The organism is Devosia sp. (genome assembly GCF_036406155.1).
GTDB lineage: Bacteria > Pseudomonadota > Alphaproteobacteria > Rhizobiales > Devosiaceae > Devosia_A.
On sequence record NZ_DASWVV010000172.1, the window covers coordinates 49,076 to 62,766 of the forward strand.

The 13,691-nt window shown below is 68.0% G+C and carries 14 protein-coding genes and 1 pseudogene; 7 read left to right on the top strand and 8 right to left on the bottom strand.

Translation table 11 applies throughout. The features are described 5' to 3' along the window. The first annotated feature begins 149 nt into the window (after positions 1 to 149). The 4 genes from aspS to VGD93_RS11465 all read left to right on the top strand — a co-directional run bounded on the left by aspS (position 150) and on the right by VGD93_RS11465 (position 6,294). A complete protein-coding gene (gene aspS, locus VGD93_RS11450) occupies positions 150 to 1,922 on the top strand; it encodes an aspartate--tRNA ligase (RefSeq protein ID WP_395012137.1) in 1,773 nt (590 codons plus the stop codon). 114 nt (positions 1,923 to 2,036) lie between these two features. Next, positions 2,037 to 3,626, top strand: a complete 1,590-nt coding sequence (locus tag VGD93_RS11455) for an EAL domain-containing protein (protein ID WP_395012139.1) — start codon at positions 2,037 to 2,039, stop codon at positions 3,624 to 3,626. Between the two features lie 68 nt (positions 3,627 to 3,694). Beyond that, positions 3,695 to 6,007: an NADP-dependent malic enzyme gene (locus VGD93_RS11460; protein WP_395012167.1), complete on the top strand. Its 2,313-nt coding sequence runs from the start codon at positions 3,695 to 3,697 to the stop codon at positions 6,005 to 6,007. Further along, positions 6,004 to 6,294, top strand: coding sequence for a Dabb family protein (locus tag VGD93_RS11465; RefSeq protein ID WP_395012141.1), 291 nt, complete (start codon positions 6,004 to 6,006; stop codon positions 6,292 to 6,294). The genes VGD93_RS11460 and VGD93_RS11465 overlap by 4 nt, the downstream gene beginning before the upstream one ends. Before the next feature lie 3 nt (positions 6,295 to 6,297). On the opposite strand, the gene VGD93_RS11470 is transcribed toward VGD93_RS11465, so the two are convergent. Then, entirely contained in the window at positions 6,298 to 6,666 is a 369-nt protein-coding gene (locus tag VGD93_RS11470) for a YbaN family protein (protein WP_395012143.1), read from the bottom strand. Positions 6,667 to 6,692: 26 nt separating this feature from the next. Next, positions 6,693 to 8,168, bottom strand: a complete 1,476-nt coding sequence (locus VGD93_RS11475) for an AMP nucleosidase (RefSeq protein ID WP_395012145.1) — start codon at positions 8,166 to 8,168, stop codon at positions 6,693 to 6,695. A gap of 443 nt (positions 8,169 to 8,611) precedes the next feature. On the opposite strand from VGD93_RS11475, the gene VGD93_RS11480 reads away from it, so the two are divergent. Then, positions 8,612 to 9,112, top strand: coding sequence for a DUF1993 domain-containing protein (locus VGD93_RS11480; protein ID WP_395012147.1), 501 nt, complete (start codon positions 8,612 to 8,614; stop codon positions 9,110 to 9,112). 6 nt (positions 9,113 to 9,118) lie between these two features. Here VGD93_RS11480 and VGD93_RS11485 read toward each other — a convergent pair whose 3' ends face one another. The 3 genes from VGD93_RS11485 to VGD93_RS11495 all read right to left on the bottom strand — a co-directional run bounded on the left by VGD93_RS11485 (position 9,119) and on the right by VGD93_RS11495 (position 10,778). After that, complete coding sequence (locus tag VGD93_RS11485) at positions 9,119 to 9,544, bottom strand: c-type cytochrome (RefSeq protein ID WP_395012148.1); 426 nt, start codon at positions 9,542 to 9,544, stop codon at positions 9,119 to 9,121. Between the two features lie 68 nt (positions 9,545 to 9,612). After that, positions 9,613 to 10,269 carry a sulfite oxidase-like oxidoreductase gene (locus VGD93_RS11490; RefSeq protein WP_395012150.1) on the bottom strand — a complete coding sequence of 219 codons (657 nt, stop codon included), beginning with the start codon at positions 10,267 to 10,269 and terminating at the stop codon, positions 9,613 to 9,615. A gap of 20 nt (positions 10,270 to 10,289) precedes the next feature. Then, positions 10,290 to 10,778, bottom strand: coding sequence for a HugZ family protein (locus tag VGD93_RS11495; protein ID WP_395012152.1), 489 nt, complete (start codon positions 10,776 to 10,778; stop codon positions 10,290 to 10,292). A gap of 83 nt (positions 10,779 to 10,861) precedes the next feature. On the opposite strand from VGD93_RS11495, the gene VGD93_RS11500 reads away from it, so the two are divergent. Both VGD93_RS11500 and VGD93_RS11505 read left to right on the top strand, forming a co-directional pair. Beyond that, positions 10,862 to 11,413 (top strand): DUF2076 domain-containing protein, encoded by a 552-nt coding sequence (locus tag VGD93_RS11500; RefSeq protein WP_395012154.1) that lies wholly within the window; start codon positions 10,862 to 10,864, stop codon positions 11,411 to 11,413. A gap of 81 nt (positions 11,414 to 11,494) precedes the next feature. Continuing rightward, positions 11,495 to 12,154, top strand: coding sequence for an exopolysaccharide biosynthesis protein (locus tag VGD93_RS11505; RefSeq protein ID WP_395012156.1), 660 nt, complete (start codon positions 11,495 to 11,497; stop codon positions 12,152 to 12,154). A 17-nt stretch (positions 12,155 to 12,171) separates the two neighbouring features. On the opposite strand, the pseudogene VGD93_RS11510 reads toward VGD93_RS11505, so the two are convergent. The 3 genes and pseudogenes from VGD93_RS11510 to VGD93_RS11520 form a co-directional block, all read right to left on the bottom strand. Continuing rightward, positions 12,172 to 12,615 (bottom strand): annotated as a pseudogene (locus VGD93_RS11510) (cell wall hydrolase); the annotation flags it as partial. Positions 12,616 to 12,737: 122 nt separating this feature from the next. Further along, the gene (locus tag VGD93_RS11515) at positions 12,738 to 13,160 is read right to left on the bottom strand and encodes a low affinity iron permease family protein (RefSeq protein ID WP_395012157.1); all 423 of its coding nucleotides are present in this window, start codon (positions 13,158 to 13,160) and stop codon (positions 12,738 to 12,740) included. A gap of 70 nt (positions 13,161 to 13,230) precedes the next feature. Next, entirely contained in the window at positions 13,231 to 13,662 is a 432-nt protein-coding gene (locus tag VGD93_RS11520; RefSeq protein WP_395012159.1) for a hypothetical protein, read from the bottom strand. Positions 13,663 to 13,691: the final 29 nt, after the last annotated feature.

A 13,691-nucleotide genomic window follows, 5' to 3' on the forward strand; every position in this document is an offset into this window, starting at 1 on the left:
GACGTTCTTTGCATCGGGTCATAACAGGGGAGGCCGGCGTACTCCAGCGCGGAATCGCGCGCCGCCGCCGCGGCGCCGCTGGCAGCTTGACAAACCCGGGCCCGCATGCGCTTTTCCGGCCCGATTCCTGCCGTCTCGAGAGCCCGAAAATGCACCGTTACCGCTCCCACACCTGCGCAGCCCTCACTGCGGCCGACGTGGGTAATACCGTCCGGCTGAGCGGCTGGGTGCACCGCGTGCGCGACCACGGCGGGCTGCTGTTCATCGACCTGCGCGACCATTACGGCATCACCCAACTGGTGATCGACCCCGATTCCAAGGCGTTCGCCGCGGCCGAGCAGGTGCGGGCCGAATGGGTGATCCGCGTCGACGGCGAGGTCAAGGCGCGCACGCCCGAGACGATGAACCCCAACCTGCCGACCGGGCAGGTGGAGGTGTTCATCCGCGAACTCGAGGTGCTGGGCGCCGCCGCGGAGCTGCCGCTGCCGGTGTTCGGGGAGCCGGACTACCCCGAGGACATCCGGCTCAAGTACCGCTTCCTCGACCTGCGGCGCGAAACGCTGCACGCCAATATCGTCAAGCGCACCAAGGTCATCGCCTCGATGCGCCGGCGCATGGCGGAGATCGGCTTCGGCGAGTATTCGACGCCGATTCTCACCGCCTCGTCGCCCGAGGGTGCGCGCGACTTCCTGGTGCCGAGCCGCATCCATCCGGGCAAGTTCTTCGCGCTGCCGCAGGCCCCGCAGCAATACAAGCAGCTGCTGATGGTGGCCGGCTTCGACCGCTACTTCCAGATCGCCCCGTGCTTCCGCGACGAGGACCCGCGCGCCGACCGGCTGCCGGGCGAGTTCTACCAGCTCGACGTGGAGATGAGCTTCGTCACCCAGGAAGACGTCTGGGACACAATGGAGCCGGTGCTGCGCGGCGTGTTCGAGGAATTCGCCGACGGCAAGCCGGTGACGCAGAAATTCCCGCGCATCCCCTACGCCGAGGCGATCCGCAAATACGGCACCGACAAGCCGGACCTGCGCAACCCGATCGAGATGCAGGACGTGACCGAGCATTTCCGCGGCTCCGGCTTCGGCGTGTTCGCCAACCAGATCGCCGCCGACCCCAAGGTCGAGGTGTGGGCGATTCCCGCCCCGACCGGCGGCAGCCGGGCGTTCTGCGACCGCATGAACGCGTGGGCGCAGGGCGAGGGCCAGCCGGGGCTCGGCTACATCTTCTTCAAGGAAGGGCAGGGCTCCGGCCCGATCGCCAAGAATGTCGGGCCGGAGCGCACCGAGGCGATCCGCGCGCAACTGGGGCTCAGCGACGGCGACGCGGTGTTCTTCGTGCTCGGCCGGCCGGAGAAAATGTCCCGCTTCGCGGGCGAGGCCCGCAGCAAGGTCGGCACCGACCTCAACCTCGTCGACACCGACCGGTTCGAATTGTGCTGGATCGTCGACTTCCCGTTCTACGAATACGACGAGGACGAGAAGCGCATCGATTTCGCGCACAACCCGTTCTCGATGCCGCAGGGCGGCATGGAGGCGCTGAATTCGCAGGATCCGCTGACGATCAAGGCCTACCAGTACGACGCGGTGTGCAACGGCTACGAGATCGCCTCGGGTTCGATCCGCAACCAGGAGCCCGAGACCATGGTCAAGGCGTTCGAGTTGACGGGCAAGTCGCGGGCGGAGGTCGAGCAGGAGTTTGGCGGGCTGTACCGCGCCTTCCAGTACGGCGCACCGCCGCACGGCGGCATGGCGGCCGGCGTCGACCGCATGGTCATGCTCATCTGCGGCGTGCAGAACCTGCGCGAGATCACGCTGTTCCCGATGAACCAGCAGGCCGAAGACCTGCTGATGGGAGCGCCGTCGCCGGCCACCGCCAAGCAGTTGCGCGAGCTCAGCATCCGGCTCAACGTCACCGACAAGTAAGGGCACGAGCCAGCTTCCAGGCTGCTTTGCCAGATGGTTAATTTCCGTTAACCATCCGTTAAACCCCGCACTGCTAGCGCTGGTGCGGGTGGCGCGGTGGGGATTCGGAATCCGGTGAACTCCAAGTATTCCCAGGTGATCATTCTGGCGGCGGCCATTGCCGCCTTCCTGCCCGTGCTCGCCGTGGACTACCTGCTCGACAACTACGTGCGCATCCGCGAGCGGGCGCAGCTGCAGCAGACCGTCACCGGCGTCGGCGGCCGCATCCAGACCATCGCCTACGACGCCATCGCCTCGCTGCGGCGCGTGCTGGCGGACAGCCCGTCGCTGTGCACGCCCGGTTTCATCGCCAATGTCCACCGGCAGATGGAGCGAAGCATCTACCTCAAGCAGGTGCTGGTCGAGAACGCCGACGGCGTGCAGTATTGCGACGCCTTCGGGCGGCAGGTGCGCTGGTCGGCGCTGTCGGAGGGCCTGCCGGTGCCGGGTCATACCGAGACCATCTCGGTGGTGGCGCTGGGCGATCTCGACATGCCGGCGATGAAGATCACGCAGTCGTTCGGCTCGCGCCTGGTGTCTGCCTTCGTGCCGGTACTGGCCAGCGACATCAAGAGTCTGGCGGACGGGCTGCGGCCGACGACCATGGTTCGCGTGGCGCTGACCAACGGCGCGCCGGTCGTCGCCACGGGCGATACGGCGGCCTATGACGGGCGCGGCGACGTCGAATATGTCGAAGCCGACGCCATCGCCGGGGATATCCCGCTGCGCGCCCAGGCCGCCGTGCCGTTCGCCATCGTGCGGGCCGACTACGCCGATCTCGACGCCAGCTTCACCATCATCGCGTGCCTGATGAGCGGCGCCTTCCTGGTACTGGCGCTGCAATATGTGCGGCGCTCGCAACTGCCCGCCTTCGACCTCGAGCGCGCCATCGCCGCGGGCGAACTCAAGCCCTACTACCAGCCGGTGATCAACCTGCGCACCGGGACGCTCGCCGGCTGCGAAGTGCTGTGCCGCTGGGAGAAGAAATCCGGCGAGGTGGTGCCGCCCGGCGCGTTCATCGAATACGCCGAGGTGACCGGCCTCGCCATCCCGATGACGCTGAGCCTCATGCAACAGGTCCGGGCCGACCTTGCCGACCTGTGCCGGCAGATGCCGGAGCTGAGGGTGTCGATCAACCTGTTCGAAGGGCATTTCCGCGACGGCACCATCGTCGAGGACGTGCAGGCCATTTTCGGGGATTCTCCCATCTCGTTCCGGCAACTGGTGTTCGAGATAACCGAGCGGCGCCCGCTGGAGAACTCCATGCAGGCCAACAGCGTCATCGCCGGCCTGCACGCGCTGGGGGCGCGCCTGGCCATGGACGACGCGGGGACGGGGCATTCCAACCTCGCCTACCTGCAGACGCTGGGCGTCGACATCGTCAAGATCGACCGCGTTTTCGTCGACATGATCAAGGACGAGACGACGCCGGTGCCGGTACTGGACGGGCTGATCTCGATGGCGCGCGACCTCGGCACGGAGATCGTGGCCGAGGGCGTGGAGCGCGAGGCGCAGGCCCTCTATCTCAGGGCGCGGGGGGTGGTGATGGCGCAAGGCTACCTGTTCGCGCCCGCCCTTCGCATCGAGCCGTTCAGGGACCTGGCGCAGGCGCTCAACGGGGAGCCGAGGCCGGTGCCGCTCGCGCCGTCGACCGCAGTGGCGTAGCGAACCGGCCGTTCCCCGTGTTCCGGCCTTCCCTTGGCCGCGATTTGGTGTAAGCAACCCCCGCATCCATACCGCAGGGGGAACCGATGACGCCCGACACGACCGAGCAGAGGAAGGCATTGCGGCAGGCAGCGCTGCATTTCCACGAGTTTCCCAAGCCGGGCAAGCTCGAGATCCAGCCGACCAAGCCGCTCGGCAACCAGCGCGACCTCGCCCTTGCCTATTCCCCCGGTGTCGCGGCGCCGTGCGAGGAGATCAAGGCGGATCCCGACGCGGCGACGCGCTACACGTCGCGCGGCAACCTCGTGGGGGTCATCTCCAACGGCACGGCGGTGCTCGGGCTGGGCAATATCGGCGCGCTGGCCAGCAAGCCGGTGATGGAAGGCAAGGCCGTCCTGTTCAAGAAATTCGCGGGCATCGACGTCTTCGACATCGAGATCGAGGAACGCGACCCCAAGAAGTTCATCGAGGTCGTGGCGCCGCTGGAGCCGACCTTCGGCGGCATCAACCTCGAGGATATCAAGGCCCCGGAGTGCTTCGAGATCGAGGAGGCGCTGCGCGAGCGCATGCGCATCCCCGTGGTCCACGACGACCAGCACGGCACCGCCATCATCGTCGGCGCCGCGGTGCTGAACGGGCTGGCCCTCGCCGGCAAGACCATCGCCGACGCCAAGATCTGCACCTCCGGGGCGGGCGCGGCCGCCATCGCCTGCCTCAACCTGCTGCTGTCGCTGGGCGCGAAGCAGGAGAACATCTGGGTCGCCGATGTCGACGGACTGGTGACGCACAAGCGCACCGACGTGCTCGACAAATGGCGCGGCAAGTTCGCGCAGACGAGCGAGGCGACGACGCTCGCGGAGGTATTCGACGGCGCCGACGTGTTCCTCGGGTTGTCGGCGGCGGGGGCGCTGAAGCCCGAGATGCTGGCCCGCATGGCGGAGAACCCGCTGATCCTGGCGCTGGCCAATCCGGTCCCCGAGATCATGCCGGAAGTGGCCAAGGAACTGCGTCCCGACGCCATGGTGTGCACCGGGCGCTCCGACTATCCCAACCAGGTCAACAACGTCCTGTGCTTCCCGTTCATCTTCCGCGGCGCCCTCGACGTCGGCGCCACGGCGATCAATGAAGACATGAAGCTGGCTGCGGTGCGGGCGATCGCGAAGCTCGCGCACGAGCCCGGCCTCGAGGTCTCGCCCACCGGGCAGCCCGCCGTGTACGGCGCCGACCACCTCATCCCCAACCCGTTCGACCAGCGCCTGATCCTCAGGATTGCGCCGGCCGTGGCGCGGGCGGCCATGGATACCGGCGTTGCCCGGCGGCCGATCGCCGATTTCGACGCCTACCGCGACAGTCTCAACCGCTTCGTCTTCCGCTCCGGGCTGGTGATGAAGCCGATCATCGACCGGGCCCAGGGGCAGGGCAAGATCATCGCCTTTGCCGACGGCGAGGACGAGCGCGTGCTGCGCGCCGCCCAGGTGCTGCTCGAGGAGCGCATCGCCCGGCCGTTGCTGATCGGCCGGCCGTCGGTGATCGAGGCGCGCATCGCGCGCTTCGGGCTGACGCTCAACCCGGGCAAGGATGCGGAGATCATCAACCCCGAGGACGACCCGCGCTTCCGCGACTACGTGGCGCTGTTCCATTCGCTGGTGGGCCGCAGCGGCGTCACCCCGGATACCGCCAAGACCATCGTGCGCACCAATACCACCGTCATCGCCGCACTGGCGGTCAAGCGGGGCGAGGCGGACGGGCTGCTGTGCGGCTTGCAGGGGCGGTTCATCAAGCACGCGCGCGACATCCGCTCGGTCATCGGGCTGCAGGATGGGGTCGACGACGTCTCCGCCCTGTCCATGCTGATCATGCCGCGCGGCGCCTTCTTCCTGGCCGACACCTACATGCACCAGGACCCGACGGCGAAGGAACTGGTCGGCATCGCGCTGCAGGCGCGCGACCACCTCCGGCGCTTCAACATCGAGGCCAGGGCGGCGCTGCTGAGCTATTCCAACTTCGGCTCCCGCGACGGCGACACGGCCTACAAGATGCGCGAGACCTACGCGCTGCTGAAAGAGGCGGCCCCGGACCTGATCGTCGAGGGCGAGATGCAGGGCGACCTCGCGCTCAACGAAGGCCTGCGCGGCCGCTACATCCCCGACTCGGTGCTCAAGGGGGAGGCCAACCTGCTGCTGTTCCCCAACCTCGACGCCGCCAATCTGTCGATGACGCTGCTCAAGGAAATGACGAACGCGCTGGCCGTCGGCCCCATCCTGATGGGCACGCGGGCGCCGGCCCATATCCTTGCCCCCTCGACCACCAGCCGCGGAATCGTCAATATGGCGGCAATCGCCGCCAGCGAGACGGTGGCCATGGAGGGGAGTGGGGGATGATCCGCCACACGGTGGTGTTCACGCTCAGGCACGCCGAAGGCTCGCTCAAGGAAAAGTCGTTCCTGAGGGATGCGCAGGTCCTCGGCGACATCCCCGGGGTGAGCGGGTTCGAGCAGTTCCGGCAGGTCAATCCCAGGACCGACTACCGCTTCGGCTTCTCGATGGAGTTCGCGGACCGGGCCGCCTATGAGGGCTACAACGCCCACCCCAGGCATCTGAGCTTCGTGCGCGAACGCTGGGCGCACGAGGTCGAGAGGTTCATGGAGATCGACACCGAGCCGGTGTGAGGCTCACCGCGCCGGCGGCTCGGGGCGGGTGACGATGAAGATGGCGACGGCGCCCAGCACCAGCGCCTGGCTGCCGATGATCCAGAAGGCAAAGCCGAGCATCCAGGTGACGAACAGCGACAGGGCCATGGCGCCCAGCGCCACCACCTTGACGCGCCGCCTGATGGCGCCGTGGCGCTGCCACTCGAGGATCACGGGGCCGAGGCGGGGATGGGCCACGAGCCAGGCGTGCAGCCGTGGCGAGCCACGCGCGAAGGCGAACGACGCCAGCAGCAAGAAGGGCGTCGTCGGCAGCAGCGGCAGGAAGATGCCGGCGACGCCGAGGCCGGTCGCCACCAGTCCCACCGCGATCCACAGCGTGCGCACCGGCATGGTGTTGAACCTCCCCTTTCGCGACGCTACTGGAACGCCGTTTCCGCGAAGGAACGCAGCTTGCGCGAATGCAGGCGCTCGGCCGGCTGGTCGCGCAGGATTTCCATGGCCCTGAGGCCGATCAGCAGGTGCCGGCTGACCTGGGTGCGATAGAACGCGGAAGCCATGCCGGGCAGCTTGAGCTCACCGTGCAACGGCTTGTCCGACACGCACAGGAGCGTGCCGTAGGGCACGCGGAAGCGGAAACCGTTGGCGGCGATCGTGGCGCTTTCCATGTCGAGGGCGATGGCCCGCGACTGGCTGAGGCGCTGGGTGATCTCCTGCTGGTCGCGCAATTCCCAGTTGCGGTTGTCGAAGCTGGCGACGGTCCCCGTGCGCATGATCTTCTTGGTCTCCAGCCCTTCGAGCTGGGTGATCTCGGCCACGGCCTGCTCGAGCGCCACCTGGACCTCGGCCAGCGCCGGGATGGGCACCGTCAGCGGCAGGTCGGCATCGAGCACGTGGTCTTCGCGCACATAGGCATGGGCGAGGACATAGTCGCCCAGTTCCTGGGAGTTCCTGAGCCCGGCGCAGTGGCCGAGCATCAACCAGGCGTGGGGACGCAACACGGCGACGTGGTCGGTGATGGTCTTGGCGTTGGACGGGCCGACGCCGATGTTGATCATGGTGATGCCGCGGCTGCGTCCGGCGGTCAGGTGATAGGCGGGCATCTGCGGCACGCGGGCGGCGGGGGTGCCGGTGGTGCCGCCGCCATGGCGCTGGTTGGCGGTGATGCAGTTGCCCGGCTCGACGAAGGAATCGTAGTGCGCATGGCCGGCCGCCATGTACTCCTTGGCGATCTGGCAGAACTCGTCGATGTAGAACGAGTAGTTGGTGAAGATCACGAAATTCTGGAAATGCCGCGCATCGGTGCCGGTGTAGTGGCTGAGCCGGTGCAGGGAATAATCGATGCGCGGCGCGGTGAACGCGGCCAGCGGGTAGGGGCCGCCGACCGGCGGAATGAAGGTACCGTTGGCGATTTCGTCGTCGGTATCGGCGAGGTCAGGCGTATCGAACACATCGCGCAGCGGCACGCTCAGGCCGCTGAGCAACTGGCCGTCGAGCGGCTGATCCGGGTCGAGGGCGAAATGCAGCGGGATCGGCGTGGACGATTCCCCGACCTGGATGGCGCCGCCATGGTTCTTGAGGATGATGGCGAAGTTCTCGAGCAGGTAGGTGCGGAACAGCTCCGGCGCCGTGATGGTGGTGCGATAGATACCGGGGCTGTGCAGGAAACCGTAGGGGAGCGTCGAGTCGGACTTGCGGTAGCTGGTGGAGGAGACCTGCACTTCGGGATAGAAGGCGCGCACGCGGCCCTGGGGGACGAGGCCGTCGGCCAGTTCCGCCAGCCTGTCGCGGATGAAACCGGTGTTCCGGCGGTAGATGCGGGCGACGTAGTCGCAGGCGCCCTCGGGGTCGGTGAACGCCTGCTGCGGCAGCGGATCGGGGCTAATCGTGGGCATTATCGTCTCTTGGCAATGCCGGCTGCTTGCCAGCGCGGCCTTGCAGCCACTCCATAGGGTTTTCGTGACGTTTCGGCAACAGGGCCGCCGGGCGGGCCGCTACAATCACCTTTCGGTGAGGCCACTTCTACTTTTGCCGGGCTGTCCCATCTAACAGTCAGTTCCCGGATTACTGCAAACGACCCATGCACCGAGAACGGAGGGAGGTTGCCTCGCCGCTGCCCCCAAGCCCTCAACAGTGCGGCGGGGAGCTTCCCACGGGCCATGAACCGGAGACGGTTCATGGCCCTCCTTTTTTGGCCGACCTCCCTGGCATCCGATTTGCTGACGGGACCCTTGTGGGCCAGCGACGGCTGGCGTAGGCGGGGACGGCCAGGGCCGGTGACCGGACCTGCGCATCGACCGTCCGCAGCGCCCGGGTCCGGGCCAGAAGAGGCATACCCATGACGATTTCGCTTTACTCGGTGTCTGTGCCCGTATTCGAGCGCATGCTCCGCAACCTGCTCGCCATCATCGGCAAGGCCGAGGCCAACGCCGCCGAACGCAAGATCAAGCCCGAGGTGCTCGCCGCTTCGCGGCTGGCGCCGGACATGTATCCGCTCGCCTTCCAGGTGCAGAGCGCGACCGACCGGGCCAAGTTCTTCGTCGCCCGCGTCACGGGCCGGGAGGCGCCGTCCTGGGCAGACAACGAGCAGACGCTGGAGGAGCTCAAGGCACGCATCGACAAGGCGCTGGCGTATCTCGCCGGGGTAGAGGCGACCGACCTCGACGGCCATGAGAACAAGCCGGTGTCCCTCAAGGTTCGGGGCGAGGACGTGCAGTTGCCGGCGCTCGACTACCTGCTCCACAACGTCATGCCGAACTTCTACTTCCACGTCACCACGGCGTACGACATCCTGCGCCACAACGGCGTACCGCTGGGCAAGCGCGACTTCATCGGCTGACGCTCGTCAGTCGGCCTGCAGCGTCGCGATATAGGCGACCAGGTGGGCGATGCGGCGCTCGACCAGGGCATCGAGGATCGTGCCCGGCGGGAACTCGTCGAGTTCATGTGCGAACAGCTGTGCCCAGGGCGGCATGGCCAGATCGACATGGCCGACGACTTCCACGCGGCCGTCGATGGCGGCGGCGACCCGCTCGGCGGGGAACGTGCCGCCATTGCGCGCGGCCAGGGTCGTGAGGTCGGCCGGCTTCACGGTGAGCGACGCCGCGGCCGGGCCGTCGCCCTTGCCGGTCTCGCCATGGCAGGCCTCGCAGTAGAACGCGTAGGTCACCGCTCCGAAATGCGCCTGCAGCCGGTCGAGCTCCTGCGCGGTCGCCGGCAGTGTCAATGCCGAGGCGAGGCCCGGCAGCAGGAACAGAAATCTTGCGCGCATGTCAGCCCCCAACCTGCCCGACTATCCGGTGCCGGTGGGTGGCCGTCAAGGCGCGTGCCGCCGCCGGCTCAGCTGTAGCGCTGCTCGGCCCAGGGATCGCCGCGATTGTGGTAGCCGCGCACCTCCCAGAAGCCGGGGTGGTCCTGCGTCGCGAACTCGATCCGGCGCAGCCACTTGGCGCTTTTCCAGAAATACAGGTGCGGGACGACGAGGCGCGCCGGCCCGCCATGCTCGGGCGTGAGCGGCTCGCCTTCCCAGCTATGCGCGATAAGGGCCTCCGCATCGGCAAAATCGGCGAGCGCCAGATTGGTGGTGTAGCCGTCGTGGCTGGTCAGCAGCACGAAGGCCGCGTCGGGCCGCACGCCCGCGGCGTCGATGAGGTCGCGGGTGGCGACGCCTTCCCAGTGGTTGTCGTAGCGCGACCAGGTGGTGACGCAGTGGATGTCGGACGTCTTCCGGCTTTGCGGCAGGGCGGAGAATTCCGGCCACGTCCAGCTGAGCGGACGGTCGACCGCTCCGGCGATTTCGAGCCGCCACGCCGCGCGCGGTACCTGCGGCGTCTGTCCCAGGTCGAGCACCGGCCAGCTCGTCACCAGATGCTGGCCGGGCGGCAGGCGCTCCTCCTCGGGGCGGGCATGCCGGCCGGTGAGGAACTTGCCGGTTTCAGCCCACTGCGCCTTGGTGCGGGTGAGCTTGCTGTCGGCCGGGGGATCTTGGTTCGGCATGTGCCGGCTCCTTTCGAAGGTCAGCCTAGCATATCGGCGCGGGTCAGCGCATAGGCCCGCCCGAAGCCGGCATTGAGGCTCGCGCGCACCGGCTCGAGCCGGAAATAGCGGAAATCGCCGAGCGTCGCGTAGAGGGCCGCCTTGGGATTGTGGGCGAGGTAGCGGGCGGCGATGCGCGCTTCGTCGGCGCCGGCATGCTCCACCTCCCGGGCGTCGCAGTGCAAGGTGAGGCGGGGATGCGCCAGCGGGTCGCCCTTGCCGGGCTCGCCGACCAGCAGCGAGCAGCGCGGATCGGCGCGCAGCGCCGGCGTGTGGGCCGCGAGTGCAGAGACGAGGATGACAGGTGCGCCGTCGGCATCGGTCGCCAGGCCGACCCGGGTCGCCACCGGCCGGCCGCTGTCCGGCTCCAGCGTCGCGATGACGCCGTGATGGGCGGTGCGGAGCAGGGCTTTCGCCATGGCCACGGCCTCGTCAGTCGTCGGCAGGATCGGCCTCTGGTTGTCGCTCACGATGGTTTTCCTTTGCGGGGATTGTGCAGCCTTGGGGGCGTCCCCATGTCAAGGGGTGACGCTCATTCCGGGAGACGACAAGGATGCTGAGCCCCGAAGATCGCCGTGCCATCGAAGGCTTGTTCGACCGCCTGGCGGAAGTGGAGCGCCGCGGCGCGGCGCGCGACCCCGAGGCCGAGGCATTGATTCGCGCCGAGATCGCCCGCCTGCCCGGCGCCCCGTACTACATGGCGCAGACCATCCTCGTCCAGGAACAGGCGCTGCGGGCCGCCCAGGAGCGCGTTGCCGCGCTCGAGGAGCAGCAACGGCGGCGCCCGGACGATTTCTTCGGCGCCCTGTTCGGCGGCCGCGACGCCGGTCGCCAGCCCGCGCCGCGGCGCGAGCGGGGGCCGTGGGAGCGCGACGAACGCTCCGGTACAGGCGGCGGTTTCCTGGCTGGTGCGGCGCAGACGGCGCTCGGCGTCACGGGCGGCCTGCTGCTCGGCAGTGCCATTGCCGGCATGTTCGGCCCCGGCGAGGCGCAGGCCGCCGAGAGCGGCCAGGATGCCGGACAGGATGCCGGTGATGTCGGCAATGACGATTTCGGCGGCGACATGGGCGACGGCGGCGGTTTCGACTTCGGCGGGGATTTCTAGGACTCGTCCAGTCGCGCCTGGGGACCTCAAAACCGCTTCGCGCTTGCCTCGGACGGGAATCGCCGGGCATGATCCGGCGCGATGAACGATGAAGACCCCTCAATCCACATAGAGCACGTCGATCCGCACGAGGGCGCCGACCGCCTGTCGGCGATCCTGCTCGCCATCGCGCAGGCGCAGGACCGGGAGCGGATTTCGATCGGCGACCTGCTCGAAGCCCTGCGGCGACGGGCACTGGGGGCGCTGTTGTTCATCTTCGCCGTGCCGACGGCCCTGCCCATGCCACCCGGCGTCTCGGCGGTGGTCGGGGCGCCGCTGCTGTTCCTCAGCGCCCAGCTGATGCTGGGGATCAAGCCATGGCTGCCCAGGATCATCACCGACCGCTCGCTCAGCCGGGTGGACTTCGAAAAGGTGGTGGCGACGGTGGCGCCCTGGCTCGCGCGGGCGGAGAACATCATGCGGCCGCGGCTCACCTTCATGGCGCATCGGCCGGTGATCCACCTGGTCGGGCTGGTGGCGCTGATCATGTCGATCGTGCTGTTCCTGCCCATTCCGCTCGGCAACATGTTGCCCTCGATCGCCATCTGCATCATGTCGCTGGGCCTGCTCGAGCGCGACGGCGTGTGGGTGCTGATCGGGCTGGTGACCGCCGTCATCTCCCTCGTCATCGTCTGGGGCGTGCTGTGGGCGCTGGTGTTCGGTGCCCTGTTCGTGGTGAGCAGCCTGATGGGCTTGGGCTAGGCTCCCGGCCGTCAGTACTTCTCGTAGAACTCGTTGCCGCCCGCCTCGAGCACGTAGTGCATGTTATCGTAGGGAAAACGCAGGCCGGCCGTGTGGAAATGCCTCGCGCCGCGGACGCCGGGGTGACGCGCACCGGCCAGCACCGCCTCGGCGACCCGCGCCGCCCGGGCCATGCTGCGCTTTTCCTTCATCGGCTTCCACAGCACGCCATCGACAAACTGGTTCTTCTGGCCGACCACGGCACACACGGACTTGGGGTATTCGGGGTCGGCGAGCCGGTTCATCACCACGGTACCGACGGCGAGCATGCCCTCCTCGCTCGAGCGGTTGGACTCGAAATACATCACGCGCGTCAGGCACTGGCGGGGCGACAGGGAGGCGAAGGGCGAAAGGATGCCACAGCCTGCCAGCGCCGGAGCAAGCAGGGCAAGTGCCGGCAGCAGGCGAAGGGCGCTGACCATCGGTGGCTCCAGAACGCAATACCAGCCAGGAGGGCCGCGAGGGCCTTCACCGTCTCAATCTGCAGCCATTCCGTTAACATTGCGTTTGCCAACCATCCCCGGCAGGCGATGGCCGGCCAAGTTCAGGCCTTGCCGAGGGTGCCGTTGGCGGTCACCGTGGGCGCCCGTCCGGCGTGCGGAGCACGGTCGTCTGCCGCTGCCTGGTCGACGACGAGGGCACGCAGCCGCTCGATTTCCTCCTCGCTCAGCTGTTCCGCCGCGATGAAGGCGTTTTCGGCCTTGGAGCTGACCAGGATCAGTTCGTCCAGCTTGGCCTGCAGGGCGAGGCCATCGCGGTTCTGCGAGTTCTGCAGGACGAACACCATCAGGAAGGTGACGATGGTGGTGCCGGTGTTGATGACGAGTTGCCACGTCTGGGAAAAGCCGAAGAGCGGCCCGCTGATGGCCCAGACCAGCACCAGCAGACAGGCGAGCCCGAAGACCACCGGCTTGCCGGACAAGCGCGCAACGGTATGCGCGAAATCATCGAAGAGCTTCGTCCACATAAGGGCCTCCGGGGCGCGTGCAACAGCAAACGCGCCGCGAAGGGCGGCGTTCCATGGGACCGAAGAGAGCCTAACGGCAGCGCAGCAGGGTCACCGGGTCGCCGCCGCGATCGAGATAGTCGAGCGTCACGCCTTCGCCGGTGGGCGCGAATACCGGGGTCATGCGGATGCGCTCGCTGGCGCTTTCCCCCTGGCTGACGCAGTCGAGGCTCGCGGTGAAGGTGCCGTCGCCGTTGTTGGCGAGGTCGGTGATGTCGCACTGGTTCTCGGCGCCGAGGAAACGGGTGGCGGAAATTTCGACGGCGAAGCTCCCGCATTGCGCAAGGTCCGCGGCCCAGCTGCCGAAGAGGGGCGCGGCGGCGCCGAGGGGAGCAGCGGGCCTGGCGGGTGCCGCCGGCGGCGGCGCCGCCGGAGAGTCCGGCGGCGGGGGCGGTGGAGTCTGGTCGCAGGCGGCAAGGACCGCCAGGATCGGCAAGGCGCAAAGAAGAGCGAGCGGACGCATGGGACCTCCATTTCGACGGCGTGGCGGCA

Bases quoted from the DNA above. Each gene is read 5' to 3' on its own strand.
- aspS (WP_395012137.1), top strand. From the start codon at position 150: ATGCACCGTTACCGCTCCCACACCTGCGCAGCCCTCACTGCGGCCGAC.
- VGD93_RS11480 (WP_395012147.1), top strand. From the start codon at position 8,612: ATGACGATTTCGCTTTACTCGGTGTCTGTGCCCGTATTCGAGCGCATG.
- VGD93_RS11490 (WP_395012150.1), bottom strand. From the start codon at position 10,269: ATGCCGAACCAAGATCCCCCGGCCGACAGCAAGCTCACCCGCACCAAG.
- VGD93_RS11500 (WP_395012154.1), top strand. From the start codon at position 10,862: ATGCTGAGCCCCGAAGATCGCCGTGCCATCGAAGGCTTGTTCGACCGC.
- VGD93_RS11520 (WP_395012159.1), bottom strand. From the start codon at position 13,662: ATGCGTCCGCTCGCTCTTCTTTGCGCCTTGCCGATCCTGGCGGTCCTT.
- VGD93_RS11505 (WP_395012156.1), top strand. From the start codon at position 11,495: ATGAACGATGAAGACCCCTCAATCCACATAGAGCACGTCGATCCGCAC.
- VGD93_RS11475 (WP_395012145.1), bottom strand. From the start codon at position 8,168: ATGCCCACGATTAGCCCCGATCCGCTGCCGCAGCAGGCGTTCACCGAC.
- VGD93_RS11470 (WP_395012143.1), bottom strand. From the start codon at position 6,666: ATGCCGGTGCGCACGCTGTGGATCGCGGTGGGACTGGTGGCGACCGGC.
- VGD93_RS11485 (WP_395012148.1), bottom strand. From the start codon at position 9,544: ATGCGCGCAAGATTTCTGTTCCTGCTGCCGGGCCTCGCCTCGGCATTG.
- VGD93_RS11515 (WP_395012157.1), bottom strand. From the start codon at position 13,160: ATGTGGACGAAGCTCTTCGATGATTTCGCGCATACCGTTGCGCGCTTG.
- VGD93_RS11465 (WP_395012141.1), top strand. From the start codon at position 6,004: ATGATCCGCCACACGGTGGTGTTCACGCTCAGGCACGCCGAAGGCTCG.